At 69.5% G+C, this 26,852-nt stretch carries 20 protein-coding genes; 9 read left to right on the forward strand and 11 right to left on the reverse strand.

Annotation, left to right across the window (positions count from 1 at the left end):
* Positions 1-5 precede the first annotated feature (5 nt).
* Positions 6-866 (forward strand): polysaccharide deacetylase family protein, encoded by an 861-nt coding sequence (locus FNH24_RS17280; RefSeq protein WP_152363466.1) that lies wholly within the window; start codon positions 6-8, stop codon positions 864-866.
* Positions 867-1,467: 601 nt separating this feature from the next.
* On the opposite strand, the gene FNH24_RS17285 is transcribed toward FNH24_RS17280, so the two are convergent.
* The 7 genes from FNH24_RS17285 to FNH24_RS17315 all read right to left on the reverse strand — a co-directional run bounded on the left by FNH24_RS17285 (position 1,468) and on the right by FNH24_RS17315 (position 12,655).
* A complete protein-coding gene (locus FNH24_RS17285) occupies positions 1,468-3,318 on the reverse strand; it encodes a right-handed parallel beta-helix repeat-containing protein (protein WP_152363467.1) in 1,851 nt (616 codons plus the stop codon).
* 41 nt (positions 3,319-3,359) lie between these two features.
* Positions 3,360-4,862, reverse strand: coding sequence for an ABC transporter substrate-binding protein (locus FNH24_RS17290; protein ID WP_152363468.1), 1,503 nt, complete (start codon positions 4,860-4,862; stop codon positions 3,360-3,362).
* 63 nt (positions 4,863-4,925) lie between these two features.
* Positions 4,926-5,252, reverse strand: coding sequence for a DUF6385 domain-containing protein (locus tag FNH24_RS17295; RefSeq protein ID WP_152363469.1), 327 nt, complete (start codon positions 5,250-5,252; stop codon positions 4,926-4,928).
* Between the two features lie 23 nt (positions 5,253-5,275).
* Positions 5,276-6,208: a DUF6772 family protein gene (locus FNH24_RS17300; protein WP_152363470.1), complete on the reverse strand. Its 933-nt coding sequence runs from the start codon at positions 6,206-6,208 to the stop codon at positions 5,276-5,278.
* Positions 6,209-6,251: 43 nt separating this feature from the next.
* Positions 6,252-7,919, reverse strand: a complete 1,668-nt coding sequence (locus FNH24_RS17305) for a sialidase family protein (RefSeq protein WP_152363471.1) — start codon at positions 7,917-7,919, stop codon at positions 6,252-6,254.
* Positions 7,916-8,989 (reverse strand): LacI family DNA-binding transcriptional regulator, encoded by a 1,074-nt coding sequence (locus FNH24_RS17310; RefSeq protein WP_152363472.1) that lies wholly within the window; start codon positions 8,987-8,989, stop codon positions 7,916-7,918. Before FNH24_RS17310 ends, FNH24_RS17305 begins: the two co-directional genes overlap by 4 nt.
* Before the next feature lie 63 nt (positions 8,990-9,052).
* Positions 9,053-12,655 carry a PQQ-binding-like beta-propeller repeat protein gene (locus FNH24_RS17315; protein ID WP_152363473.1) on the reverse strand — a complete coding sequence of 1,201 codons (3,603 nt, stop codon included), beginning with the start codon at positions 12,653-12,655 and terminating at the stop codon, positions 9,053-9,055.
* A gap of 235 nt (positions 12,656-12,890) precedes the next feature.
* Here FNH24_RS17315 and FNH24_RS17320 point away from each other — a divergent pair, with 235 nt between their 5' ends.
* The 8 genes from FNH24_RS17320 to FNH24_RS17355 all read left to right on the forward strand — a co-directional run bounded on the left by FNH24_RS17320 (position 12,891) and on the right by FNH24_RS17355 (position 22,687).
* Positions 12,891-14,501: an extracellular solute-binding protein gene (locus tag FNH24_RS17320; protein ID WP_152363474.1), complete on the forward strand. Its 1,611-nt coding sequence runs from the start codon at positions 12,891-12,893 to the stop codon at positions 14,499-14,501.
* 33 nt (positions 14,502-14,534) lie between these two features.
* Positions 14,535-16,142 carry an extracellular solute-binding protein gene (locus FNH24_RS17325; protein ID WP_152363475.1) on the forward strand — a complete coding sequence of 536 codons (1,608 nt, stop codon included), beginning with the start codon at positions 14,535-14,537 and terminating at the stop codon, positions 16,140-16,142.
* 171 nt (positions 16,143-16,313) lie between these two features.
* A complete protein-coding gene (locus FNH24_RS17330; protein ID WP_217428284.1) occupies positions 16,314-17,588 on the forward strand; it encodes a nucleoside permease in 1,275 nt (424 codons plus the stop codon).
* 54 nt (positions 17,589-17,642) lie between these two features.
* Complete coding sequence (locus tag FNH24_RS17335; protein WP_152363476.1) at positions 17,643-18,584, forward strand: AEC family transporter; 942 nt, start codon at positions 17,643-17,645, stop codon at positions 18,582-18,584.
* 77 nt (positions 18,585-18,661) lie between these two features.
* A complete protein-coding gene (locus FNH24_RS17340; protein ID WP_152363477.1) occupies positions 18,662-19,591 on the forward strand; it encodes a hydroxymethylglutaryl-CoA lyase in 930 nt (309 codons plus the stop codon).
* 94 nt (positions 19,592-19,685) lie between these two features.
* On the forward strand, positions 19,686-20,621 hold the full coding sequence (locus FNH24_RS17345; RefSeq protein ID WP_152363478.1) for a T3SS (YopN, CesT) and YbjN peptide-binding chaperone 1: 936 nt from the start codon (positions 19,686-19,688) through the stop codon (positions 20,619-20,621).
* A complete protein-coding gene (locus FNH24_RS17350; RefSeq protein WP_152363479.1) occupies positions 20,605-22,251 on the forward strand; it encodes an NAD-binding protein in 1,647 nt (548 codons plus the stop codon). The genes FNH24_RS17345 and FNH24_RS17350 overlap by 17 nt, the downstream gene beginning before the upstream one ends.
* A 70-nt stretch (positions 22,252-22,321) precedes the next feature.
* A complete protein-coding gene (locus FNH24_RS17355; RefSeq protein WP_152363480.1) occupies positions 22,322-22,687 on the forward strand; it encodes a VOC family protein in 366 nt (121 codons plus the stop codon).
* On the opposite strand, the gene FNH24_RS17360 is transcribed toward FNH24_RS17355, so the two are convergent.
* The 4 genes from FNH24_RS17360 to FNH24_RS17370 form a co-directional block, all read right to left on the reverse strand.
* Positions 22,654-24,300, reverse strand: a complete 1,647-nt coding sequence (locus FNH24_RS17360; RefSeq protein ID WP_246186947.1) for an alkaline phosphatase D family protein — start codon at positions 24,298-24,300, stop codon at positions 22,654-22,656. The genes FNH24_RS17355 and FNH24_RS17360 overlap by 34 nt on opposite strands.
* A gap of 190 nt (positions 24,301-24,490) precedes the next feature.
* Positions 24,491-25,348, reverse strand: a complete 858-nt coding sequence (locus FNH24_RS17365) for a P1 family peptidase (RefSeq protein ID WP_217428285.1) — start codon at positions 25,346-25,348, stop codon at positions 24,491-24,493.
* A 2-nt stretch (positions 25,349-25,350) separates the two neighbouring features.
* On the reverse strand, positions 25,351-25,599 hold the full coding sequence (locus tag FNH24_RS31990; protein WP_217428286.1) for a hypothetical protein: 249 nt from the start codon (positions 25,597-25,599) through the stop codon (positions 25,351-25,353).
* Positions 25,599-26,801, reverse strand: coding sequence for an inorganic phosphate transporter (locus FNH24_RS17370; protein WP_152363482.1), 1,203 nt, complete (start codon positions 26,799-26,801; stop codon positions 25,599-25,601). Before FNH24_RS17370 ends, FNH24_RS31990 begins: the two co-directional genes overlap by 1 nt.
* Positions 26,802-26,852: the final 51 nt, after the last annotated feature.

Here is a 26,852-nt window from a genome sequence, read left to right on the forward strand (position 1 = left end):
GGGTCATGACGACTCCCGCCGAACCGTACGACTACAGCCCGATCACCGAACGACCGCCGATCCAGTGGCCCGGCGGCGCGAAGGTCGCGGTGTATGTCGGGCTCAACATCGAACACTTTCTGATCGACCGGCCCTCCACCACCCTGGTGCCGGCCACCACCCATCTGGTGCCGGACGCGCTCAATCACGGCTGGCGCGACTACGGCGCCCGGGTGGGGATCTGGCGCACTATCGAGAGCCTGGACCGGCACGGGTTCCGGGCCAGTGCCTTGATCAACTCCGACGTCGCCGCGCACTACCCGCAGCTCATTGAGGCCGGTCGCAGCCGGGACTGGGCCTGGCTCGCCCACGGCAAGACGAATTCGATCTTGCACGGCGATCTCGCTCTGGATCAGGAGCGGGAGTTGCTGACCGAGATCGTCACCACGATCGAGGCCGCGGTCGGTCGCCGCCCGCACGGCTGGATGGGCCCCGGCCTGACCGAGACCTTCAACACCCCGGCGCTGCTGGCCGAGCTCGGACTGAGCTACGTGCTCGACTGGACCAACGATGATCAGCCCTATCCGTTGACCGTTCCCGGCCTGATCAGCGTCCCGTACTCGGTCGAGTTGAACGACCTCCAGGTCTTCCCGCGCGGCACCACCGGGCCGGAGTTCGTCGAGCTGATCATCGACGCCTACGAACAGCTCCGGGCCGACTCCGCCGACAGCGGCCGGGTGCTGCCGCTCGCCCTCCATCCCTTCGTGATCGGCCAGCCGTTCCGCGCCAAGTACCTGGACCAGGCGTTGGCCTATCTGGCCGCCCAGCCCGACGTCTGGCTGACCACCAGCGACGAAATCGCCGAGCACTACCTCGGCATGAACTAGCCAACTGCGTCCCGGTCCAGCGGTGGTGTGGGTCTGGGGCAGATCACAGTCGGCGTGAGGGGTTCGTTCCCTGAGCCTGTCGAAGGGCAAGCCTGGTGGTGTCTTCCGTGCACCCTGTGGTCGAAAGACGCACCGAAGAGCGGGCGGGTTCGCTGCGGTCGCCGGGATCGCGGCCGGGCGCCGGTATGGCGGTAGGTTGCCGGGGCGGGGTGCGGATGTCGCCACAGGTAGAGAAACGCACCCAAGCCTGGGGTCGCTCAGCTGACCGCACCCGTCGAGTGGACAGGTTCGGCCGCGGGTCTCTTCCCAGCGCCCCAAGATCATCGAGGCCTCAGGGAGGTTCGGCGCTGATCGGGGAGGATCTCACCAGGACTACCCGGCCGCAGGTTCCCCTTGGTGATCACGACCTGCACCAGGCTCCCTCGACGACGTCGCGAGAGGGAATCGATGTCGGCGCCCTGCCAGTCCTCGAGTGGATGTTTTCGTCGGTGGATCCGGGCTTCGACAGCCCAGGGAACGAACACACTCTCCCCGACTGTCGCCCGTCCGCGGACCCGCCCCCAACACCGAGGGAACGAACACTCGAGCGTCCTCTCCTTGGTCAGCGGATCGCGTCGGTGAGCGGGATCCGGCGCCAGGAGGAGCCGTCCGACACGGCGAGGCACGGTTGGCCGCGGTGGCCGTCGGCCACCTGGATCAGCGCGCCCGGGGCATCGGCGGCCGGCGGCAGGGTCGCGACCAGGTACGGGTGCAGCCGGGCGGCGTGGGCGAACACCGTGCGGATGTTGGCGTCGGCGCTGCCGAGGTCGCGGGAGTTGTCCGACGGTGGGACCAGGCCGGCGACGCTGGCCTGGAACGAGACCACCTCGTTGGTCGTGGTCGTCGAGCAGAGCAGGTTGGTGGCGGCCGAGCCCGACTGGTTCGCCGCGACCACCTCGATCCCGCCCTTCACCCCGGGCCCCGAGCCGGTCGCGAGGTCGCTCTCCACCAGATAGCCGCCGAACCGGTCGGCGGTGGCGATGCCGTCGGTGGCGGTGCTGAGGACGCGGACGGCGGCGTCCTTGGCGGCGGCGACCTGAAGCCTGCTGAACCGGCCGGGTTCGGACTCGACGAAGGAGTCGGCACCGACGGCACCGGCGGCGAGGAGCGTGTCCTGCTCGAACACATTGCCGACGACATTGGAGTCGCTCAGCGTGCCGGCGATCCGGATCGGCGCCCCGGCCGCGTTCGGATTGGCCGAGATGACATTGCCGAGTACGGCGAGCCGGGTGGCATCGGCGTTGACCAGCACGGCCGCGTGGCTCGAGGACCGGCTCAGATTCCAGTGGTCGAACGAGTTGGCCGTGATGCTGAGCTTGTCGACGGGCTGATCGAACCGGAGGGCGGAGCCGTCGATCCAGTTGAAGGTGTTGGCTGTGATCGTCACGTTCTTCGCCGCCGCTCCGGCGGTGAAGTGGATCGCGTAACGCGGCGGATCCCAGGCACCGGGCGTCGTGTCGAACCCGCCGATCACGTTGCCGCTGATGGTCAGGTTGTGGCCGCCGGAGTCGATCTGGATGATCGCGTTCCCGGTGCCGTTCTCGATCACGTTGCCGCTGATCGTCGAGTTGGTCAGGCTGCCCTTGATCAGCCGACGGCCGATGTCGAGCAGGTTGTTGCTGATCACCGCGCCGCGGAAGTCGCCGTCCGGCGCACCGTTGAACACGATCGCGTCGAAGTTGGAGTGGAAGTGGTTGTCGGTGATCAACCACTTGCGCAGGCCGTACGGGAGCAGGTGCACGCCGCTGCCCTGGACCCCCTCGGTCGGCCAGGAGATCGTGATGCCGGTGGTGCAGACCGCGACCTTGTTCTTGGTGAAGAGGAAGCCGCGGCCGACGCTCTCGATCGCCCGTTGGAAACGCAGGAACGAGCACTCGACGATGGTCACGTCGGTGTCGTCGGTGTTCGCCGTCCGGGCGACGTGCAGCGCGACGTTGTTGGCGGTCTTGGCCGGCGCGTCGAACGCGACGCCGTGGATCCCGCCGAGCGAGGCCTCCCACCGGATGCCGACGCCGTCCTGGTGGAAGATGATCTTGGACGGTTCCTCGCCGAACATGCCGTAGCCGCGCAGCACGAACCGGTTGAGGTGCTCGCCCGGTGTCTCGTACTCGTGATCACCGACGACCAGCGTCGAGGTGACCTTGTATTGCCCGGGCGGCAGCACGACGATCTTGTTCTGCTGCTTGCGGGCGGCGTTGATCGCGGCCTGGATGGCCACGGTGTCATCCGCGACGCCGTCGCCGACCGCGCCGAACTGCTGCGGGGTGAGCGCGGGCGACCCGTCCGGGTTCTTGGTGTCCGGCGGAGTGGGCTCGGCGTGCGCCTGTGTGGCGCTGGCGGCGAGGAGGCCGAGGCCGGCGGCCCCGGCGGCGATCATCCTGCGGCGGTTGAGGTTGAGGTTGTCGTCGGTCATCGCTGCTCCTTCGGTGGATCCTGCGGGATGGGTCGGCTCGATCAGTCGGGGACCGAGACGGTGTCGAATCGCGGCAGCCCTTCGCCGTCGGCCAGGAATCCCTCGACCCCGGTCCGGGTGGCGAAGACGTTGTCGACGAACATCGGGTACATGCCGACGGCCTCGTTCCAGATCAGCGCGGTCGCGTCGGCGTAGGCCTGCTGCCGTACCGCGGGATCGACGGAGTTGCCGGCCTTCTTCAGCAGCGCGTCCAGGTCCGGATTGCAGTAGCCGGTCCGCTTCGCCGCACAGGGGTAGAGCCGGCCGAGGTTGTAGGAGGCGTCCAACCCGAGGGTGCCGACCTGTTGGATGTTGAGGTCCCAGCGCAGGGCCAGCAGGTCCTCGGTGTAGACGGCCTGCTCCTTCTCCAACACCTCGACCTTGACGCCGACCGCTGCCAGGTCGGAGGCGACGGACTGCACCCACTGCTTGAACTGGGCCTGGGAGAAGTGGAAGCGCAGCGTGGTGTGGTCGAAGTCGAAGCCGGCATCGACCAGGGCCTGCTTCGCGGCCGCCGGGTCGTGGCCGACCGGCTGTTGGGGTGCGTAGCCGAACACCGTCGGCGCGATGACCGAGTCCGCCGGTTTGCCGCTCTCCGGATAGAGCTGCGTGATCAAGGTGTCGAAGTCGACCGCCTGCCACAGCGCTCGTCGGACCGCCGCATCCTTCAGGGCGGGTGTCGAGGCGTTCATCCACATCGTGATCACCGCCGAGCCGACCGCGGATTCGATCTTGATCTCGGGGTTGCTGCGGAGCTGTTCCACGTCGTCGTCGGAGATGCCCCAGATGATGTCGAGCTCGCCGGTGCCCAGGGCGGTGACCCGGGTGGCCAGCTCGGGGATCGACCGGATCGTCAGCCGGTCGACCTTCGGCTTGTCTCCCCAGTAGTGCTCGTTCGGGACCATGATCAGATCGCCGCCGGGGGTGAAGGACTCGACCGCGAACGGGCCGGAGGTGACCGGCGTGCCCTCGTAACTGTCCGCGGTGGCGCCGGCCGGAGTGATCATCAGGCCGGTCAGCTTGGCCGGCAGCGCCGGATCCGGGGCGGCCGGCGTGAACGTCACGGTGGTGTCGGTCGCCTCGACATCGACGTCGACGAAATTGGCCGAGAACGGGCTGTCCGACTCCACCGTGCGGGTGAACGCCGCCGCAACATCGGCCCCGGTGATCGGGGAGCCGTCGGAGAACGTGATCCCCTCCTTAAGGGTGAAGGCGAGCTCCGTGGCGGTGTCGTTGGCGTCCCAGCTCTTCGCGGCAACGCCCTCGAACTCGCCCGGGCCGGTCGTCTGCAGCAACGGGCTGTACAGCTGGACCGCCGCGACCCGGGTGCCGCCGTCGATGGCCAGCTTCCCGTTCGGATCGATCGACTCGATCGGGAACTGCCCGGCGACGGCGAGCTCGCCGCCACCCGCGTCGTCGCCTGCCGGGCCGCCGCCGCAGGCGACGGCGACGACCAGGGTCAGCAGTACGGTCGCCGCGGTCGTGGCATGCCGAAGAGATCTCATGGCCTCACTCCTCGCTGAGTTGTCTGGGTTTCGAATCGGTTCTGCGGTCGGTGGTTCTGCGGTTCAGCCCTTCAGGGCGAGGTGCACCAGCACCTTCGCCGGCTGCTCCGGGGTCGCGCCGGCGAAGGACAGCCGGAGCCAGCCGCCGAAGTTGGCCAGCTCGATGGCGGTGATCACCTGGTCGGCGGTGATCACCCGGGGATCGCCGCGATCGACCCAGTGCAGGCCATCGGGGGAGATCTGGGCCTGCACCGACAGGTCCGGATGATCACCCTCGAGCTGGACGAAGAAGACGGCCTCACCGGCCCAGCCGGCCTCGTACGGATGGGTCGCGTGAGCGGTGCTGATCTTGAGCCGGCGTTCGATGACGGAGGTCGCGAAGTTGAGCACGGGGCGGGGCCTTTCGGGCTGGGTCAGTCGGTGGAGTAGACGACGGAATCGAGGAACAGGTTCACGCTGCGATTCGTGTCGGTCTCGACGAAGAAGATCGGATTGATCAGGTTGGTGATGCTCTTGTACGGCGTGACCAGCGTCGGCGCCAGGCCGCGCAGGTCGAAGGTCCGGTCCATGCTCTGCAGCTCGACGTACTCGCGGGCCTGGTAGTCGATCAGCAGCCGGAAGTAGAGCCAGTTGATCTTGTCCGGGCTCTCGTTGTAGAGCAGATCCTGATCACCACTGGGCACCCACTGGAAGGCATCGGCCGAGCCGTCGGGGAAGCGGCGGCCGTACCAGAGGTTGTCCACCCCGGGCCGCTGCCAGCCGTCCTCCCGGCCATAGCACCAGTCCTTCTTGGTCACCCCGTCGGCGACCCTCCAGTACTGCCACTTCTTGGTCAGCTCACCGTTCACCGAGTTCACGTAGCGAACCCCGGGCATCCAGCGGTATTCGGCGTCCTGGACGTCGAAGTAGAAGCCGAAGGCCCGCAGGTCCTCCTCGCCGAACCCGAGCCGGTCCTGCTGCGGGGTGTAGGCGTACCACGCCTCGATCTGCAGGTGGCGCAGGTCCGGATCGAAGTTCGACAGCCGCTTCAGCGCCACCCCCATGCTCCCGTCGGCCGGCTTCTCCTCATACCGGTTGGCGACCGGTTTGGTGTTCAGCTTCAGCGAGTACGTGCCCTCCATCGACCCGTGCGTGGCGGCGAACCGCATCGGCGCCGCGCTGATCATGGACGGCGCCCAGCTCGCCAGGTCCACTTCGGACGGGTGGTGCCGGTAGTCGTCGTTGACGAAGTTCGGGGTCAGGTCCAGCCAGCCGTTGAACCCGCGGTCGAAGTCGTCGTAGGTGACGATGGTGCGCAGCGGCCGGAACTTCTCCAGCCCGCGCTCGTACTGAATGACCTTCTGCACTGTGCCTCCGTGGCGATGGTGATGATCTTGGTCGAGGTGGAAGTCAGGACGTTCCGGGCGGTAGCAGAGAGACGGCGTCGACCTGGAAGGCGGCGCCGCCGGCGGCGGGCCCGCGCACGACGAACTCGATCCGCACCGGACGGCCGGCCCGGACCATGATCGTTCCGAGGTCGACCTCCAGGTAGGGGTCGCCGGTCGAGGTGGCGACCGGCCCGCCGCGGCGCCGCCCGTCGACCTTGATCGTCAGCTCGGCGCCGAGGCAGGGCTCCGGCGCGCGGAAGCGGCAGCGCAGCCGCCGGCGGCCGGAGCCGGCCGGCACGACGGTCACCCGGTGCGTGTCACCCGGCACCGCGGCCGGGACGTGGGCGACGGCCGAGCCGGCGGCGGCCGGATCGATGATCATCGGCGCCCGGGGGACCGTGGACTCCGAACGCAGTCCTTCGACCTGGTGCTGCCCGCGGAGGCCGACCGGGCCGGGGCCGACCTGATCACGACCCTCGGTCAGCCAGCCGAGGTCGAACCACGCCGCCACCACGTCGAGCGTCTCGGCGCCGGACGCTCCGAGCCGGCTGTAGAGCAGCAGCAGCGTGCTGTCGTCGAGCCAGACGATGTCGGAGTAGCCGGCCCGGGCCTCGTCGACCACCCGGCCCCAGGACCAGGACTCGGCACCGTCGTAGCTGATCCGGGCATAGATCGTGCGCCGCTCGGTGCCGGCGACCGGGCTGGTGTAGACGACCCGCTCGAGGCCGGTCCGATCGACCCGGGCCGCGAACCCGGAGGTGATCCCGGCATGCGGCGCGATGTTGGTCTCGATCACGACCTCACTGAAGGTCCGGCCGCCGTCGCTGCTCCGGGAGACGGCCCGGCTGGTGTTGCTCGGGCCGCCGCCCAGCCGCGAGTTCAGGATCACCTCGCCGGTGGCCAGCGCCGCGATCCGGGCCTCGTTCAGGCCGAGGCCGGCGCGATCCGGCACGATGCCGCCCCAGGACCAGGTCCGGCCGCCGTCATCGCTGGCGACGACGCTCGCGGTGTAATCGCGTTCGGCGGCGGGCACCTCGATCGAGCGGCGATGCCAGACCTCGACCAGCAGCCGGCCGTCCGCAAGCTGGATGCCGCGGCCCGGACCGGGCAGATGGAACGTCCAGCCGACCGGGTTGTCGGCGAACAGGTGCGTCAGCTCCTCCGCCTCGCTCCAGCTGACCCCGTCGTCGGTGGACGTACGCCGGAACACCTTCGAGGTCCGGCCGCGGTCGTTCCAGGCGTACCAGACCGTGATCCGGCCGGTGCGCCGATCGATCACCGGCGTGGGGTTGGCCCAGCCGCCGCCGTCGTGTCGCTCGAGGTAGGTCGTCGGGCCCCAGGTCGCGCCGCCGTCGACGCTGCGGCGGAGGACGAGATCCTTGGGTCCGTCGTCGGCGCTGGTACCGAATCGGGCCTCGCTGAACGCCAGGATCGTCCCGGCCGGCGTCGCGTCGACGGCGTGCACGCGGAAGTCGACCCACCCTTCCTCACCGCGCGACCACAGGGTTGTCCGGTCGAAGCGGCCCGGCTCACCGGCGGTCCCGTCGGTCGGGTCGGTTGCACCGTGGGGCGGCTCGGCGGCGGCCCGGCCGGTGGAGCCGGCCACGATCGCCGCGGTGACCGAGCCGGCCCCGGCCAGGATCGTCTGCCGCCGGGTGAATCGCGTCGGGGTCCGGTCGTGATCGGTCATCGTGGCGCTCCTCGGGTCGGGGGTGGTGTGGCCACCGAGTCCCCGGGGACGGGGATACAGGCCAGGAACAGTTGACGTGCCGTACCGGATTCGTCGGCGAGGAGCTCGAGCAGCAGCCGTACGGCGTCGCGGCCCATCTGCTCCCGCGGAATGCTGAACCGGGTCCACTCCCGCGAGGTGGCGTTGATCAGCGGGGGATCGCCGAGCAGCACGACCGACAGGTCCTGCGGGATCCTCGCGCCGGCCGCAGCGGCGGCGCGGTCCACGGCGGAGATCGCACTGTCGTCCTGGCTGGGCTCGACCAGCACGGCCGTGATGCCGGCCGCCAGCCATGCCGCGATCAGCGACTCGTCGACGAGGGTCTGCTCGTCCAGCGGATGGACCAGGACCTGGTCCGCCGGGATGCCCGTCTCCTCGAGACCGCGGCGGAATCCTGCCTCGCGGTCCCGGGTCCATTCCTGGTCCTGGGCCACCTTCAGGTAGGCCAGTCGCCGGTGCCCGAGGCGGGCCAGTTCGTGCACGACGTCACGGGTCGCCCCGACGTAGTCGGCCGCGACGTAGGACAGTTCCTCGCCGGGCACCTCGCGCCGTCCGATGAAGACGAACGGGAAGTCCTCCCGGAGCAGCGCGGCCAGGTCGTCCTGGTGCAGTTGGCGTCCGAGCAGGACACAACCGTCGGCCACCTTGAGCCGGTTGACCCCACCGGCATAGATCCGGCGATTGCCGCCCGAGGTGGCCGAGGTGAAGAGCAGCAGGTCGTAGCCGTACTCGGCGGTCGCTTCCTCCACGCCGAGCAGGAACGGGAAGTAGAAGTCCCGTTGGTCGACCGGAAACACCGGCTCGAAGGTGTAGACGCCGAGCATCCGGTTCGCGCCGCCCTTGAGGCTGCGGGCCACCGCATTGACCGCGTAACCGAGCTCGGCGGCGACCTCCAGCACCTGCCGGCGGGTCTCCTCGGCGACCAGCCCGCTGGCCGCGCCGCCGCTGACGACCAACGACACCGTCGCTTGGGACACCCCGAGACGGCGGGCGATGTCCCGCTGCGTCGCACGTCGTCGTTGAGCCGGCATCCCGAGTCCTTAATACGTATTAAATCTTTCTGCCCTCAGATTACGTAGCGATCGAGAGAACCGTCAAGAGGTACGAGAGGCCGCGGCGCCCCGGTGCTGTGCCGGTACCGAGAGCCAGGAGTGCCGGCCGGCCGTGTCGCGGAGGTAGAGCCCGGTGCGGCCGTCCAGGCGACAGGCGGCGACCTCGACCGGCGGGTCCGGCCAGCCGAACGTATGCCGCGGCGTGCCGTCGGGGTCGAGCATGTGGATCACCTCGCCGGCGACGACGATGATCAGGTCACCGGCCCGGGTCAGCGTGATCACCGCGGCGCCGAGGTCACGTCGCCAGCGCACCGTGCCGTCGGCTGCCACGCCGAGGAGCTGGCCGGCCCGGGTGCCGATGACAAGATCATCCGCGGAGTTGATCATGGACGTGATCACGTCGCCGAAGGACCGGTCCCAGGCTCGGGCTCCGTCCGCCCGGTAGGCGGTCAGGTGACCGTCCCAGCCGCCGAAGACCGCGAGCCGGCCCGCGCCGTCCGGGTCGGTGACCGCGGCGACGACGGAAGCGCCCGAGCTCTCCACACCGCGGGTCTTGAACAGTGCGGATCCGTCGGCCTTGACGGCGTGCCAGGTCCAGTATTCGGTGGCCGCGATCACCTCGTCCAGGCCGTCGCCGTCGAGGTCGGCGGCACCGGCCGTCGAGGCCGCGTGCACCACCTCGTAGCGCCAGCGGAAGTCCCCGTCGGCGGTGAACGCCTCGACGTGACAGCTCTCGGTTGCGATGATCACCGACGGTGGACCGGCGGCGTCCAGCCGGGCCGAGAAGGCGGCCCGGACCGTCGCCGGATGGCCCATGTGTGGTGGGAAAGTCTGCCGCCACAGCGGCTTGCCGTCGGTGTCGATCACCGACAGCCTGCCGTCGGCCTGGCCGACGATGATCCCGGTCCCGTCCGGCCCGCCGCCGCGGCCGATCGCCGTCACCGGTGCTTCGGTGACGCAGCGCCAGCGGAGGCGATCACCCTGGTAGCAGGAGACCCCCTCCGGGGCGCCCAGCAGGAGCCGGTCCGAGCCGTCGCCGGCCAGATCGGTGACCAGGCCGGCGGTGGTGCCGTCATGATCGAACTGCCAGCCGATAGGGACGCTGGAGTGTTCGTTCCCTGAGCTTGTCGAAGCGTCGTCCTGAGCCTGTCGAAGGGGGCCAGGGTGATCGGGCCTGCCCCCTTCGACAGGCTCAGGACGACGCTTCGACAGGCTCAGGGAACGAACACCCTTTGTCCGACTCGCCGTCGCTTGATCACTCGTGATCACCCTCGGGCCGTCCGCGGAGGTGAGGGCGGCCAGGTCCAGTCTCAGCTGGCGATCGTCGACGGTCAGCCGGACGACCTCGCCGTCGCGGGTGATCTCGGCATCACCGGGCCCGTCGGCGAGCAGGTGGACCACGGTTCGGGACTCGCCGGCGGCCAGGGCACCGGAGGAGACCTGGCGGAGCACGGTCACCTCGGGTTCGGCGTACGGGTAATCGGGCCAGTTGGTCCGCCGGTACGGCTCCGCGGCCCGCTCGACCCGCCAGCCGCCGGCGGGCGGCGCGGTGATCAGTCGCAGCCGCTCCTCGCCCATGATCATCGTCCAGTGATCACCGGCCGGCCCATGATCATCGGACTGCTCGGTCCGCCCGACGGTGCGCCACAGGCCGTGCGTCTCGATCTCGCCGGCCCGCAGAGCGGTGATCGTGTCGGCCACGACAAAGCCGAGGCCGGGGAGCAAGATCACCGCCCGGGTCCAGTCGCAACCCGACAGCCCTGGCAGCGAGACCACCGCGATCGACGCGTGCTCGTCCTGGTGCTGCCAGCGCAGGCTCGCGTACGGTGGCCGTGCCGACGTCTCGCCGTCGCGGAAGATCAACACGGTGTTGTGGAAGTTGGCCGAGATCTTGTCGTAGTCGGCGTCCTCCAACCAGATCCGGCCGCGCGAGGTCAGCCGGACGATCGCGCCGGCGTCGACGTGACCGTGCCCGCCGACCCCGACGCCGTCGATCAACAGATAGCGGTCGGCCTCGTCGATCCCGTCCCGCAAGGCCAGCTTGTCGAAGCCGTCGGCCGGTGCCGTGGGTTTCAGGCTCGCGACGAAGGCGTCATCGAGCGGCTGGACGTCGAGCCGCTCGAGCTCGAACAGGGAGTCGTCCCGGGCCCAGGCCGAGGCGCCGTAGTCGTGCCCGATCGGCATGATCCCCAGCGCCGGCGACTCCGGCATCGACGCGAGTTTGCGGGCCACCAGCGACTGGGCGGCCGAATCCTGCAGCAGCCAGGCGGCCGGCGCCCAGTAGCCGAGCTCGGCGTAGTTGCCGTCGTAGCGGGACGCGTCGCCGTGCGGCACCTGGTGCCCGAGGTTGTCCATCGCGGTGATGCCGCGGGCCAGGGTCGCGGCGCACCAGCCCTCGTCGACATAGCCGGGCGAGGGCCGGACGAGGGCGTACCGGAGGGTGTGGGCCAGGGTCAGCCAGCCGTAGCTGTCGCAGTCCTCGGTCGGCTTGGTCGCGGTGAGCTGCGGTGCGAAGCATTCGTCGGCCATCGCCAGCCAGCGCTCGGCCCGCTCCGGATCGTACGTCCTGGCGATCATGGTCGCGCCGAACAGCAGCCCGAGCGCGGCGAAGGTGAAGTGGTTGTGCCGGGCCGGGTGACTGGCCGTCGCCCGGTGCATCACCCACTGCTCCTCGCTGTTGCCGAGGTAGGCCAGCAGGTGGGCGACGATGTTGCGCCGGTCCTCGGCGCAGAAGGTCGGCGAGTCCCGGATCGCCTGCCAGCCGGCGATCATGCCAACCGCGGCGAAGTCGGCGTCGAAGCCCCACCGGCCCCACTGGTCCGGCTCCCAGGCCGACGTCTCGGCGACCATATCGGTGAAGATCTCCAGGTAGCGCCGGGTGAACTCCGGATCGCCGGTCAGCTGATACATCAGCGCCAGGTGATTCAGGTACGGCGTCATGCCGCGATGGGCTCGGGTCCGGTACGCCTGGACGGCCGCGGCCCGGAACGCCGCGGGCTCGGGATCGGGGGAGAGCTGCGGATGCCGCCGCCGAAAGTCCGCGGCGATCGTGACCCGATGCTGACGCGGTACGGCCACCAGCCCGTCCTCGATGATCAACTCGCCGGCCAGCGCCTCGACGGCCGGGCTCAGGTCGGCGTCCGTACTGACCCCGATGATCACGGCGTCGATCCCGTCACCCCAGGGATCGGTGAACGTCCGCAGATAGGCACCACCGGGCCCGGGAAACACGCGATCGACCGGGACGCAGAGGGCGTGGTAGAGCTCGGCGAGCTCGGCGTTGGTGTCGACGTTGCCGATCAGGATCCGGACCGGCGGCGAGCCGGCCCGGCGGGACCCGGCGCCGGCGGCAGGACGGGGCGTCCGGGCGGTGCCGGGCAGTTGATCATGGACGGCCGACCAGCCGGACGGGACCGGAGCCACGGCCAGTCCGGCCAGTCCGGCCGTGCGGGCGGCGAGGTCGATTCGATCGGCCAACCGCACGCCGGCGGCCCGCCCGGCCGACGAGTCCGGGCAACTGATCATGAACGCGGGGCCGGACGGGTCGACCAGCCGGAACGACTCCGGGCCGGGCACGTCGGCGATCTCGGTCAGCGGCAGCGGGAAGGTGCGGTTGAGGTCGGACCAACGGGGCTGGGAGCGCATCGATGTCCTCGGATGGCGGTCGATCCGCTCGGCGACGGGACCGCTTCGTCTCGGTGATGGGACCGCTTCGTCGCTTCACTGTAACAATATTTGGACGCACTTAACTAGATAATGGGTCTAGTCTTATCTACGCTCCGCCCCCTATCCTCACAGATGACCCGCTTCGTCCTCTTGCTAGGTGCAATCGGTTGCATTAGCGTGCGCTCGATGACGGTGTAACAAGAAAGGAGCTGAAATGAATCGACGAGGATTCCTTTTCGGCACATCGCTCACCGCCGCGGCCCTGGCCGTCGGACTGTCCGGGTGCACCGACCAGGCCGGACAGCCCAGCGTCAAGGAGGCCGGCAGCGGCGAGCTTCCGACCAGGGTCCCGTTCGCCTCGGTGAAACCGGATCTGCCCGAGGTCGCCGGTGGCGTCCCGCCGGCGTATTTCGCCTATCCGGCGAAACCGGTCAAACGCGACGGCTTCCCGTACCAGGGCGCGTCGGGCCCGATCACCGCGCTGCTGCAGGGCAACGCCGCGGTCACCCCGAAGGGCAGCAACAAGTGGTGGCAGCAGCTCGAGGAGGCGTCGGGCTTCAGCTTCAACATCAGCAGCGCGATGTCGGCCGACTATCAGCCGAAGCTCCAGGTGACCCTGGCCGGCGGCGACGTCCCCGACCTGGTCCAGATCGTCAACGTTCCGGGCCTGCCCGGCGTGCTGGACAAGTTCTTCGCCGACCTCACGCCCTATCTGGCCGGCGATGCGATCAAGGAGTACCCGGGGCTGGCCTCGATCCCGACCGAGACCTGGAAGATCGGCCAGGTCAACGGCAAGATCTGGGGCATCGCCCAGCCGCGGCCGCCGGCCGGCACGATCGCCAGCTATCGCGGTGATCTGTTCGCCAAGTTCGGCATCACCGAGCCGCCGGAACTGCGGGACGGGCAGGACTTCCTCGACGTCTGCAAGCAGGTCACCGACGCGCACAATTCGATCTTCGCGATGGGCGCCGACCCGGCCGGCTGGATGATGCCGGCGATGCTGGAGATGATGGGCGCCCCGAACCAGTGGCAGGACGAGGGCGGCAAGCTTACCCACGTCTATGAGCTGCCGGTGATGAAGGACGCGCTCGACCAGGTGACGCAGATGTTCAAGAATCAGTATCTGCATCCCGATTCGGCGTCGGCCGGCGCGGAGAACTACACCTGGTGGCAGAGCGGCCGGACCTCCATCTACCTGCAGTCGTTCGCCGGCTGGGGCAGCTATGCCAAGCAGAGCCCGGACTGGAAACTGGACGCGATGGTGCTGCCCAAGTGGGATGGCGGGGGTTCGGCCGACAAGCACCTCAGCGTCGCGGGCTACGGCGCGTACATCGCGATCAAAAAGGGCAGCGAGGAACGGATCAAGGAGCTGCTCCGGTTCTGCGACTTCATCGCGTCGCCGTTCGGCACCGAGGAACAGTTCCTGGTCAACTTCGGCGTCGAGGGCACCCACTTCGAACGGGACGGCAACGAGCCGGTGGCTCTGCCCGCCTCACAGACCGACGTTCCGCCCGGCCTGGCCTACATCGGTGCCCAGAGTTCGGCGGTGGTCTACACGCCGAACAACAAGCCGATCGTGCAGAAGCAGTACGACTACCTGAAGCAGGTGCTGCCGACGGGGGTGACCAACCCGGTGCTCGGCCTCTACTCGGAGGCGGCGGTGACCAGCGGCGCGTCGGCGTTGAAGACGGTCAACGACCTGCAGAAGGAGATCATCATCGGTCGCAAGCCGTTGTCGGAATGGGATGCCCAGGTCGACCGGTGGCGCCAGGAGACCGGTGATCAACAGCGCCAGGAGTTCCAGGACGCGCTGCAGCAGAAGTAATCGAAGATCAACAGAGGACGACAAGGAGCTGGAATGGATCGGCGCGGATTTCTTCTCGGTACGTCGCTCACTGCCGCGGCGGTGGCGGCCGGTCTGACCGGTTGCACCGATCAGACCGGGCAGCCCTCCAGTCGCGAGGCCGGCAGCGGCGAGCTGCCGACGAGGGTTCCGTTCGTGGTGAAGCCGGATCTGCCGGAGGTGGCGGGCGGCGTCCCGCCCGGTTACTTCAGCTATCCGGCCGAACCGGTGAAGCGCGAGGGGTTCCCGGTCCAGGGCGCGTCCGGGCCGATCACGTCGCTGCTGCAGACCGGCGCGACCATCGCCCCGAAGAGCAGCAATGTCTGGTGGCAGAAGATCGAGGAGGCCTCCGGCTTCACCTTCGACGTCACCGGCACGCTGTCGGCCGACTACCAGGCGAAGCTCCAGGTGACCCTGGCCGGCGGCGACGTGCCCGACCTGGTCCAGATCGTCGGCGTGCCGGGGCTGCCCGGCGTGCTGGACAAGTACTTCACGGACCTCACGCCGTACCTGAGCGGTGACGCGATCAAGGAATATCCAGGCCTGGCGGCGATCCCGACCGAAACCTGGAAGATCGGTCAGGTCAACGGCAAGATCTGGGGTATTGCGCAGCCGCGGCCGCCGGCCGGCACGATCATGACCTATCGCGGCGACATGTTCGCCAAGGCCGGCATCACCGAGACGCCGGAGCTGCGCGACGGGCAGGACTTCCTCGACATGTGCGAGCAGGTCACGGACGCGCGCAACTCGGTGTACGCGATCGGCTCCGACCCCGCCGGCTGGATGGTGCCGGCGATGCTGGAGATGATGGGCGCCCCGAACCAGTGGCAGGACGACGGCGGCAAGCTCACCCACGCCTACGAGACCGACGTGATGAAGGCCGCGATCGATCAGGTGGCTCAGATGTACAAGAAGAGCTACCTGCATCCGGACTCCAACTCGGTCGGTTCGGGCAACGTCACCTGGTGGCAGAGCGGCCGGACGTCGATCTACCTGCAGGCCTTCACCGGCTGGGGTGGCTTCGTCCGGCAGTATCCGGACTGGAACGTCGGCGCGGTCATCCTGCCGAAGTGGGACGGCGGCGGCCCGGCGGCCAAGCACCTCGGCGTCGCCGGCTACGGCGCCTACGTGTCGATCAAGAAGGGCAGCGAGGAGCGGACCAAGGAGCTGTTGCGGTTCTGCGATTTCCTCGCCTCGCCGTTCGGCACCGAGGAGCAGTTCTTGCTCGCGTACGGCATCGAAGGCAAGCACTTCAAGCGCGAGGGTTCCGATCCGGTCCGGCTGCCCGCGACCGACACCGACGTCGTGCCGGGGATCGGCTACGTCGGCAGCCAGGGCGCCACGGTGCTGTACACGCCGAAGAACGAGGGGATCGTCCGCCAGCAGTACGAGTATCTGAAGGAGATCCTGCCCAGCGGAATCACCAACCCGGTGCTCGGACTGTATTCCGACGCCGCGGCCACCTCCGGCGCGACCGCCACGACGACCATGAACGATCTGATCAAGGAAATCGTCGTCGGCCGCAAGTCGACCTCGGACTGGGATGCCCAGGTCGACCGCTGGCGCAGCGAGACCGGTGACAAGCAGCGCCAGGAGTTCCAGGACGCCCTGCAGCAGAAGTAGCGCCTTCCCGCGCTCCCTCCAAACCGAGTTGTCAGAACCCAGTTGCCCTATAGCGCAACTGGGTTCTGACAACTCGGCGGGAAACCGGGTTCCGCACCCTTAGGATGAGATCCAAAAGTCACAAGATCACCTGTGGTTCAACGACACGGTGCGGTGGAAGGGGTCTGAGGCATGTCGAATTCTGGCGGGGTGGAGCAGGGCACGGCCGAGTCGGGCGGGACGGTGACCGGCCGGTTGTCGATGGGGATCCGGGTCCGGCTGTCCGGGTTGATGCTGGGTGAGTTCTTCGTCTGGGGTGCGTGGTTCGTCACGTTGGGCACGTTCCTGACCCAGCGGATGGGGGCCTCCGGCGGCGAGATCGCGTTGGCCTTCCTGACCCAGTCGTTGGGGGCGGTGATCGCGCCGTTCATCGTCGGGCTGATCGCCGACCAGTTCTTCCCGGCGCAGCGGATCCTCGGCGTGCTGCACGTCCTCGGCGGGGTGCTGCTCTTCATCGCCTCGTTGATCACCGACTTCGGGCCGTTCTTCGTCGTCATCCTGATCTACATGATCTTGTTCATGCCGACCCTGGCGCTGGCCAACTCGGTGTCGTTCCGGCAGATGCGGAGCCCGGAGACCCAGTTCCCCGCGGTCCGGGTGTTCGGCACGCTCGGCTGGATCATCGCCGGCCTGCTGATCGGCGTGCTCGGCTGGGAGGGCAACCAGACGCTCGACTGGACCTTCAAGATGGCGGCCGTCGTCAGCGTCGTGCTCGGCGTCTACTGCTTCACCCTGCCGGACACCCCGCCCGAGGGCCGGGGTCAGCGCCGCACCGTGCGCGACATCCTCGGCCTGGATGCCCTGGCCCTGTTGAAGAACCGGACCTTCCTGGTGTTCTTCATCTCCTCGATCGCGATCTGCATCCCGTTGGCCTTCTACTACAACTTCACCAACCTCTATCTGAACGAGATCGGGATCGAGGGCGCGGCCGGGCTGCAGACGATCGGCCAGATGAGCGAGGTCGCCTTCCTGTTGATCATGCCGTTCCTGCTGAAGCGGCTCGGGGTCAAGATCACGCTGGCGATCGGCATGGGCGCCTGGGCGCTGCGCTACGTGCTCTTCGGCTTCGGCGACGAGGGCGCGCTGTTCTGGATGATCATCATCGGGCTGCTGCTGCACGGCGTCTGCTACGACTTCTTCTTCGTCGCCGGTCAGGTCTACACCGACAAGTTCGCCGGGTCCAACCTGCGCGCCTCCGCCCAGGGCCTGATCACCCTGGCCACCTACGGCGTCGGCCTGCTGATCGGTTCGCTGATCTCCGGGCCGATCGTGGATGCCTTCGTGACCGGCGAGGCGTCGCACAGTTGGCTGCAGATCTGGCTGATCCCGGCCGCCATCGCCGCCGTGGTGCTGATCGGCTTCTGGCTCCTGTTCCGGGAGTCGAAGACGAGCGACGTCGTGCGGTAAGGGACACTTGACCCGGCCAGTTGCAGTCGACAGCCCACCGGGTCAGGAGAAGAAGTGCTGGGAGTCCTCGAGGGCTTTGTCACGATCATCGTGGTCATCGCCGTCGGCATCGGCCTGGCCCACCTCAAGATCGTCGAGCTGTCCGGGCAGGTGCTGCTGTCCCGGATCGCCTTCTACGTCGCCAGCCCGGCGCTGATGATCACGGTGCTCGGCGGCACCGACGTCGGCACCCTGTTCTCGGCCAACCTGCTGGCGTCGGTCGGCTGTGTGATCATCACCGCCGCGCTGGCGTTGGTGCTGCTCCGGGTGGTGTGGCGCCGGACGGCGAGTGAGACCATGATCGGGATCTTCTCCTCGGTCTACGTCAACGCCGGCAACCTGGGGCTGCCGATCGCCGCCTACGCGCTGGGCGACGCCTCGCTGATCGCGCCGATGCTGATGGTCCAGCTGCTCGTGCTGGCACCGATCGGCGTCGCGGTGATGGACCTGACCACGCGGCCGCCGGACCCCGGGCACTCCCGGCGTCGGCGGCTGCTCCGGCTGATCGGCCAGCCGTTCCGCAACCCGCTGATGATCGCCTCGCTGATCGGCCTGCTGTTGTCGATCACCGGCTTCGAGCTGCCGCGGGTGATCAACGACCCGCTGCATCTGGTCGGCGGGATGGCGGTGCCGGCCATGCTGCTGGCGTACGGCATCTCACTGCGACTCGGCCCACTGCCGGGCCGGGGTGAACCGCCGGTCCAGGTCGGCACCCTGGTCGGCCTGAAGCTGATCGTCCAGCCGTTGATCGGGTTCCTGCTGGCCCGCTTCGTCCTCGGCCTGGATCCGCTCGGCGTCCTGGCTGTGACCGTGATCGCGGCCCTGCCGACGGCGCAGAACGTGTTCACCCATGCCGTCCGGTTCGACCGCGGCATCGTCCTGGCCCGGGACACGATCTTCCTCTCCACCCTCGGCTCGATCCCGGTCATCGCGGCCCTCGCCGCCCTCCTCAGCTGACCCCCCACCGACTTGTCAGAACTGAGTAGCCCCCTGGCACAACTCAGTTCTGACAACTCGGCGGTAGGGTCGCGGAAATGGACGGGTTTCCTGCGGTGTATCGGATGGCGGGGCTGCCGGAGCGGGTCAGCGTGTACGAGGTCGGGCCGCGGGACGGGCTGCAGGCCGAGGCGGCGATCGTCGACACCGCGACCAAGATCGAGTTCGTCCGGCGGCTGGTCGACTGCGGGCTGAAGACGGTCGAGGCGACCAGCTTCGTCGCGCCGAGCCGGGTGCCGCAGCTGGCCGACGCCGCCGAGGTGTTGGCCGGGCTCGACCTGGCCGCGGCCCGGCATCCGGTGCTGGTGCCGAACGAACGCGGCCTGGACCGCGCGCTGGCCGCCGGGGCGCGGGAGATCGCGGTGTTCGTCAGCGCCACCGAGCGGTTCGCCCGGGAGAACCTCGGCACCGACCTCGACGGCGCGATCCGGCTGGCCGAGCCGGTGGTGGCCCGGGCGCTGGCCGCCGGGCTGGGAGTCCGCGGCTACGTCTCGATGTGTTTCGGCGACCCGTGGCAAGGCGCGGTGGCACCGGCGGCGGTCGCCGAGGTGGTCGGCCGGCTGGCCGGGCTGGGGGTGCAGCGGTTCAGCCTGGGCGACACGATCGGCGTCGGCACCGCCGGCCAGGTCGGCGCGCTGCTGGCGGCGGTGGACCGGACCGGGGTGACCCGGGACCGGATCGCGCTGCACTTCCACGACACGTACGGGCAGGCGCTGGCCAACGTGATCGCCGGGCTGATCGAGGGGATCACCGAGTTCGACGCCTCCGCCGGCGGGCTCGGCGGCTGCCCGTTCGCGAAGTCCGCGACCGGCAACCTGGCCACCGAGGATCTGGTCTGGCTGCTGCGGGGGCTGGGGATCGAGACCGGGGTCGACCTGCCGGCGCTGGCCGAGGTCAGCCGATGGCTGGGGCAGCGGATGGGACGGCAACCGAATTCCCGCGTGGTGACCGCGCTGACCGGCCGATGACCAGCACTGGCACCGGCCCGATGCTGGGACGCCCCGCCCCGTGCCGTGAACCGACGGAGCCGCTGGGATAGGTTCGCGTGTGGAGGTGGGGTGAATGCCGGATTACGAGGACTTCGATATCGATCGAAGCACGGCCCAGGCGTGGGCCGAGTTCACCGACCGGCTCGCCGAGGTGGTCTCGATGATCGACGAGTCCGGTGATCTGACCATCGGGACGGTGGCCGATTCCGGCGGGCCGGCGCCGTTCGTCAGCTTCAATTCCGCGTCGGCCGAGTCCGAGGAGCGGCGGCAGATCCGGTCCGAGGCGGCCAGCAACGCCAACCTGGGGGAGAAGTTCCAGCTCTCGGCCGACCAGCTGAAGCTGATGGAGGACCTGGGCTGGGAGTCGCCGACGGCCGAGCCGGACGGGTCGAGCAACTTCTGGACCACCCGGTCGCAGGAGGAGTCGGACGACATCAGCCGGCTCGCGGTCGGCGCGCTGCGAGACGTCTACGGGGTGCTGCATCCGGTCTTCCTGGCGCCGAGTCAGCTGGCCGAGGTGCTGCAACCGCGGCCGACCGGCGCCGACACCGCCGACCTGCCCGAGTCCGTGGTCGCGCTGCTGCCCGGCAGCAAGGAGCACCTGGACGAGCTGATCGACGCCGAGCTGACCGACCTGCTCGGGCATCCGCCGATCCGCGACTCCGAGGGTGACGTGGCGATCCGGGTCGGCTCGACGATGGTCTTCCTGCGCAGCGCCGCCGACGGCCGCGAGATCATCGTCTTCTCCACGGTGGTGCACGAGGTCGACGGCCGGTCCCGCGCCTCGGAGGTGCTGAACGACCTCAACAGCGAGGCCCGCTGGGTGAAGTTCCAGCTGATCCGGGATCGCGTCTTCGTCAGCATGTCGATCCCGGCCCGGCCCTTCGTCCCCTCTCATCTGCGGCAGGCGGTGCGGATCATGTCCGACGTCGCCGACGGGATCGACGACGAGCTCGCCAACCGGCTGCGCGGCCGGACCACCTTCGGCGAGCATGACGACCCCCGCTGACTCGATCGATCCGACGCAGGCCTCGGGGACGGCCGAAGATCACGTGGTGATCATCGGCTCCAGCAGCACCACGATCCGGTTGGCCGAGGAGTTGGAGCGGACCGGCGAGCGGGTGATCGTGATCATCCACGGTGCCGCCGATCCGGGCGTGGTCGCCGACCTCGAGCTGATCGGGGCGGAGGTGATGGCGAGCCAGCAGGTCCGGCCGGCCGAGCTGCGGCGGGCGGGGATCCTGCGGGCCAAGGCTGCGGTCGTGGTCGGCGACGACGACGTGTTCGCGATCCGGGTCGCGCTGGCCATCGAGGAGCTCAACCCGGCCGTCCGGCTGGTGATCGAGCTGACCAACCCGCAGCTCGGATCTCGGCTGGGGCCGCTGTTCGGCGAGCACGTGGTGCTGTCGTCGGCCGAGCTGGCCGCGCCGACCTTCGTCGCCGCCGCGCTCGCCTCCGCGTCGGTGCAGACCTTCGAGGTGGGCGGCCGGCGGGTGGTCGCCGGGCCGCGCACCGACGTCGGCGGTACGGAGCTCGCAGTGCTCGGCGACACGGCGCTGTTCGGCATCGACGCCGTGCTGCCCGGCACCGGGGACATCGTGCTCGGCACCGAACTGATCGGCGAGGACCGGCAGGCCCATCGCTCCGGCATGGTCGGGGCGCTGGCGTACGTCTTCGATCGGCGGATCCGGATCGTCCTGCTCGGTCTGGTGATCTTGATCGTCCTGTCCACCCTCTATTTCCGGCTGGCCGGGTCGGACTGGGTGACCGCGCTCTACCGGGCGCTGACCGCCTCCACCGACACCGGGCTCGAGGCCGACGACCTGAGCATGGGCTTCCGGTTCGGCGCCGTGATCATCCAGATCTTCGGGCTGGTGCTGTCCGCCGGCATCACCGCGGTGATCGTCGACGCCCTGCTCAGCTCGCGACTGGCCGTGCTCACCGGCGGGGTCCGCGGCCGGCCGCGGCATCACGTGGTGGTCTGTGGACTGGGCCGGATCGGCACCTCGGTCGCCAGCCGGCTGCGGGACCGCGGCGTCGCCGTGGTGGCGATCGAGCGCACCGACGGGACGCCCGGCGTGCTCTGGGCCCGGCAGGCCAAGATCCCGGTGATCATCGCGCCGGCGACCGACTCCGCCGCCCAGCAGGCGGCCGGCATCTCCCGCGCCGACGCGGTGCTCGCGCTGACCGACGACGACGCCGCCAACCTGGAGATCGGTCTGGTGGCGCGCGAGGCCAACGAGGACGTCCGGGTCGTGCTCCGGCTGTACGACCACGAGCTGGCCGACCGGATCGAGCGCCGGCTCGGGCTGCGACCGACCCGCAGCGTGTCGATGCTGGCCGGTCCGGCCTTCGCCGCGGCCGCCCTGGGCCGGCGCAGCGAGGTGATCTTCCCGGTCGGCCGCCGGGTGCTGCTGTTCACCGAGGTGACCGTACGGCCCGGCTCGGCCGCCCCCGGACGGCGGCTCGGCACCCTCACCGAGCCCGGCGCCTGCATCGTGCTGGCGTACGCGCCGGTCGGTGGGGACTGGACCTGGACCCCGGCCAACCCGCCGCTGCGGTCCGGCGACCGGGTCGCGGTCGCCGCCACCCGCTCCGGCCTCGCCCGCCTGCTGCTGGCCACCAAACAGCTCAACTGAAGCCGACTTGTCAGAACTGTGTTGTGCTATAGGGCAACTCAGTTCTGACAAGTCGGTGAAGGGGGCCGTGATGGCGGTGGCGGGGTTATGGGGTGTCACCTTGGACTGCCCTGATCCGGATGGGCTGGCCCGGTTCTATCAGCGGCTGACGGGCGGTGAGATCGTGTACGCCGACCACGTCTCGACCCATCTGCGGGTCGGCGCGTTCACCCTGGGCTTCCAGCGCGACCCGGCCTATCGTGCGCCGACCTGGCCGGATCCGGAGACGCCGCAGCAGTGCCACGTCGACCTGAGCACCCCCGACCTGGACGGCGCCATGACCGCCGCCGTCCTGGCCGGCGCCCGACTCGCGAATCACCAACCCCAGCCGACCGTCTTCCGGGTCCTGTTCGACCCCGCCGGTCACCCCTTCTGCCTCAGCAACTGGGACTTCTGAGTGGGGGAATCGATGTCCACGATGCCGGGGTGGCCGGCCTCGACGGTGATGCTGGCCCGGGTCGAAATCGGGGCGCCCAGGGTGGTCACCTGGGGGACGACGCGGTAGTCGACCGTCAGCTGCTCCCGGCTGACCCGGACCCGCTGGTAGCCGCGCTGCACGTTGCCGAACTTGATGTGCGGGTTCTCGGCCATCCAGATCCTGGCCCGATTGTCGAGGTCGGTGCCGTTGCCGCCGGAGGTGATGGACGTGCCGAGGAACTCGGTGCCGACCGTCGCCGAGCGCTCGTCCTTGAAGTCGAGCTTCAGGTCGGCCGCCGCGCTGCGATGGGCATCGCCGGTGATCACCACCAGGTTCTTCACGTCGCGCTCGGCGACCTTGTCGTAGAAGCGTTGCCGAGCGCCGGCGTAGCCCATCCAGTTGTCCGTCGCGTACGACTCGCCGTCACCCGCGGTGCCGTCGGCGTCGAAGGTGACCGACTGGTTGCCGATGATCTTCCAGGTCGCCGGCGTCCGGGACAGCCCGTTGACCAGCCAGGCCTCCTGTTGATCACCGAGGATGGTGCGGTCGGGATCCCAGCGGGCGTCGCAGTCGCCCGGGCAGGGCTCGACCTGATCGGCCCGGTACTGCCGGGTGTCGATCAGGTTGAAGTCGATCAAGGTGCCGTACGGCAACCGCCGGTAGAGCTGCATGTCCGGGCCGCTCGGCGCTGAGCTGCGGCGGAACGGCAGATGCTCCCAGTACGCCTGGTAGGCCGCGGCCCGCCGGGCCAGGAAGATCGCCGGATCCTGATCCGGTTCGGTGTCGAGCTGGCTGATCGCGTCGGCGTAGTTGTTCTCGACTTCATGATCATCGGGGACCGCGACCCAGGGCGCGCTGGCGTGGGCGGCCTGCAGCAGCGGGTCGGTCTTGTACTGGGCATGCCGGACCCGGTAGTCGGCCAGGCTGAAGATCTCCGCCGCCGGCAGGTGCGACCGGCCGGGCAGTTCCGAGGGGCCGGCTCCCTCGTAGATGTAGTCGCCGAGGTGCGCGACCAGGTCGAGCTGCTCGGCCGCCAGATGCTCGTACGGGTTGAAGAAACCGGCCGGCAGGTTCTGGCAGGAGACGAAGGCGAAGCTCATCTCCCGGTTCTGTTGCCGGGGATGCGGCGCGGTCTTCGTGCGGCCGGTCATGCTCACGTAGCGCTCGGCGCGGAAGCGATACCAGTATTCGCGGCTCGGCTCGAGCCCGCGGAGCTCGACGTGCACGCTGTGCGCCTGGGCGGCTCGGGCGAAGGCCCGGCCGCGCTGTTCGATCTTGGTGAAGGACGGGTCGCGGGCGATCTCCCAGCCGACCTCGATCGGGCGCGACGACAGGCCGCCCCGGCCGTCCGGTGCGGTCGGCTCGATCGCCAGCCGGGTCCACAGGACGACCCCGTCGGCGGTCGGTTCGCCGGAGGCGACGCCGAGGGTGAACGGATCGCGGGGTAGCGGCCGGGCCGCGGCGGTGCTGGTCCAGCCGAGGGTGCTGGCGGCGACGGCGGTGGCACCGCCGAGGCCGAGCAGTCCGCGACGGCTCAGCGGCCGCACGGACGGGAAGGAGCGGGGGATGGGGGCGGAGTGGTGATCGGGCACGTTGACTCCTGAGCAGGCGCGGGTCGGTGGCACCTGTCAGTACGTCAAGCTGGCGTGAGGTCCGGATGACGTGACCGCGACGTTGGACGGTCGGATCGGCAGCCGGCTGCGCAAGTTGTCCACACCACAACGCCGACTTGTCAGAACTGTGTTGCCCTATGGCACAACTCAGTTCTGACAAGTGGGGGATTCAGGGGTGGCGGATGGCCTGTTCCACGGCGGCGGTGGCGAGCAGGCGGACCAGGTCGACGGGGACGTCGACCTCGCCGGTGGCGGCGGCGATGAAGGCGTCGCCGTCGCCGGACGTGTGCGGCGGGGCGATCGCCCTGGCCAGGCCGTCGTGGGCGCCCTGGGCCGTCAGCAGGCAGCCGACCTTGTCCAGCCGGGCGTTGGTGATCACCACGCCGATCGTGGTGTTCTGCTGCTCGAGGAAGCTCGCCGCGGCGCGGATCGCGGCGCCGGCCCGATCCAGGGTGGCGGCCAGCACCGATCCGTCGGTGTCGATGGAGCCGAAGGCGTTCACCGCGCAGACCGCGGTGACCACCAGGTCGCCGTCGGTCAGGGTGGCCGATCGCAGGCCGCCCGGCTCGGCCGTACCCGTGATCTTGCCGACCGTCGCGCCCGTCCCGGCCCCGATCAGCCCGTGGGTCGGTCCGTCAGCGGCGGCGGTCGCCGCGGCCCGGTAGCCCTCCGCGGCGCCCGGCCGGACGCTAGGGTCGCCGACCATCAGGTCGTAGAGCGCGAGGGTGGGCACGATCGGCACCGCGCCGGCCGGGGTGGGCACCCCGAGCCCCTGCTCGGCACAGAAGCGCATCACCCCGTCGGCACTGGCCAATCCGAAGGCGGAGCCGCCGGTGAGCACCGCGGCGTCGATCCGGGCCACGGTGCGTTCCGGAGCGAGCAGGTCCAGCTCCCGGGAGGCCGGGGCGCCGCCGCGGACCTCGGCCGAGGCCACGGTGCCCTCGGGAAAGATCAACACCGTGCACCCGGTCCGCGCGGTCGGGTCGGTCCAGTGCCCGATCCGTACCCCGTCGCTGCCCAAGATCACGGTCAGCCGAACAGCTTCTCGCCGAAGATGATCACCACGATGCCGAACAGGGTCGCCACCGAGACCACCGCGAAGCAGGCGATCGCGGCGACCCGGGCGGCCGGGGTCGGCTGGTCGACGGTGACGCCGGCCGGGCGGGCGTACAGGAACCGGAGCCCGAGGGCGAACAGGGCGGGCAGTCCCGCGCCGAGCACCAGGCCGACGACGACGACCTGCCACAGGGCCTGGGCGGCGGAGGTGAGCACGTCCATCAGGCAGCCAACTTCGTCGGTACGGATTCGCCCTCGTCGCTCGGCGGCACATCGGTCCAGACGTCGTTGACGTTCTCATGATCGACCGGGCGGCGGCGGGAGCGCAGATACATCAGGGTGGAGGCGACGACCAGGATCACGAACACGACCGCGACCCCGAACACACCGCCGATGGCGTGGGCCAGGAACCAGCAGAGCGCGCCGATCAGGGCGGCGGCCGGCAGCGTGATCAGCCAGGCGATGGCCATCCGGCCGGCGGTCCGCCAACGCACCGTCGCCCCCTCACGGCCGATGCCGCTGCCCAGGATCGCGCCGGTGGCCACGTGCGTCGTGGACAGGGCCATCCCGAGGTGGCTGGAGGAGAGGATGATCGCCGCCGCCGCCGACTGGGCCGCCATGCCCTGCGGCGGAACGATCTCGACCAGCCCCTTGCCGAGGGTGCGGATCACCCGCCAGCCGCCGATGTAGGTGCCGGCGGCGATCGCCACCGCGCAGGCGATCTTGACCCACAGCGGGATGGCGTGCAGATCGGTCCAGACGCCCGCGGCGATCAACGCCAGCGTGATCACGCCCATCGTCTTCTGCGCGTCGTTGGTGCCGTGGGCCAGCGAGACCAGCCCGGCCGAGCCGACCTGGCCCCAGCGGAAGCCGGCGTCGCGTCGCTCCTCGGGCAGCTTGGCGACGATCCGGAAGATCACCTTGGTGCCGACCACGGCGATCAGGCCGGCGACCAGCGGCGCCGCGATCGCGGGGATCATCACCGAGACCAGCACGCCGCTCCACTTCACGCCGCCCAGGCCCAGCGCGGCGATCGCCGCACCGATCAGGCCGCCGAACAGGGCGTGCGACGAGGAGGATGGCAGGCCGAACAGCCAGGTCGCGAGATTCCACAGGATGCCGCCGATCAGGCCGGCGAGGACCAGGGTGAGGATCGGTATCCCCATCAGTCCGGCGACCGGACTGCCGTCGCTGCCCTGGATGTTCACCACCTTGTTGGTGACCGTCAGGGCGACCTCGATGGAGAGGAACGCGCCGACCAGATTCAGCACCGCCGAGGTCGCGACCGCCACCTTGGGGCTGAGCGCCCCGGTGGCAATGGTGGTCGCCATCGCGTTTCCGGTGTCGTGAAATCCGTTGGTGAAATCGAATGCCAAGGCCGTGACTACGACGACCGCCAGGATGATCCAGACCTCAACGGGCACGAGATCATCGTGCGGGTTGACACCGGGATTTGTCGAACCGTACGTGTAACT

The organism is Microlunatus speluncae (assembly GCF_009299835.1).
Classification (GTDB): Bacteria; Actinomycetota; Actinomycetes; order Propionibacteriales; family Propionibacteriaceae; genus Microlunatus; species Microlunatus speluncae.